General features: G+C 71.8%; 2 pseudogenes. Both read right to left on the bottom strand.

The features are described 5' to 3' along the window. Nucleotides 1-396: pseudogene (locus J0695_RS37490) on the bottom strand (hypothetical protein); the annotation flags it as partial. An 82-nt stretch (nt 397-478) separates the two neighbouring features. Next, nucleotides 479-916 (bottom strand): annotated as a pseudogene (locus tag J0695_RS37485) (hypothetical protein); the annotation flags it as partial.

Below are 916 nucleotides of genomic sequence, written 5' to 3'. Positions count from 1 at the left end.
CGCCGCCTCGTGCCAGCTGCCCGTGAGGAAGGAGGGGGCGATGTCCGAGGTGTGTATCCAGACCGTGTCGCTGCCCGGCCGGACGTATACCTGGTCCAGGCGCCAGGGCGAGACGTCATGGGCCATCCACGTCACATTGATCCGGCGCGCCTCCATCGCCGCGCCCAGAGACGGCGGTTCCGTCATCCCGCCACCGCTGCCCGGGGCGGCCAGCAGCTCCGTCAGCGTCTCGTAGTCCTTGTCCGCGTAATAAAGCGACGCCGTCCTCGCGCTCTCCGGCGAGACGATCAGGACGCTCGTCGGACCCCCGGCCACCGCGCTCGGCGCGAAGGTCCAACTCAGTGTCAGCAGCACTGCCAGTGCGGCCAGTCGTCGTGCCTGTCGAAGCAGTCGCATGCTCTCCCCCAGCCGACGCCGGTACGGTCCTTCCGCCCCGCGTCACTTCTGGTACACCGCCCGAGCCGCCCAGGTTCCCCTTTCAGCGGGCCGAGTTGGCGATGGCCACCGCGCGGTCAGAGGAGTCGATCCCTTCCAGTCGCAGCGTCATCGTCGTGCCCCGCGTCCACAGCAGCGTCGGGCCCGCAGGGCGCGCGACCGGGACCCAGCGGCCCTGCGCGTCGGCCAGGCGCAGTCGCAGCACATGGGGTTGCGCGAACCAGAGACCGGTGGAGCCGTCCGCCAGGGCCGGCCACTCGGGCATCTGCGAGACCTGTTTGGAGAAGCCCACGTCCAGTTGCGAGGGGAACTCGTCAAGGCGGACCGTCCGCCCGTCGGTGCCCCGCCAGCAGAGGCTCACCACCCACCGTCCCGCCGGGGCCGCGGCCACCGAGATCACATCGGGAGCGCCCAGCTCCGCAGGCACCACCGGCCGGAATCCCGCCCGCCGCGCCGCCTCCGCCGCGCTCACCCCGGACCC

The organism is Streptomyces beijiangensis, assembly GCF_017315755.1.
In the GTDB taxonomy this organism is placed as follows: domain Bacteria; phylum Actinomycetota; class Actinomycetes; order Streptomycetales; family Streptomycetaceae; genus Streptomyces; species Streptomyces beijiangensis.
The sequence above is the reverse complement of the archived record's forward strand: the minus strand, read 5'-3'. Positions and strand labels throughout refer to the sequence as shown.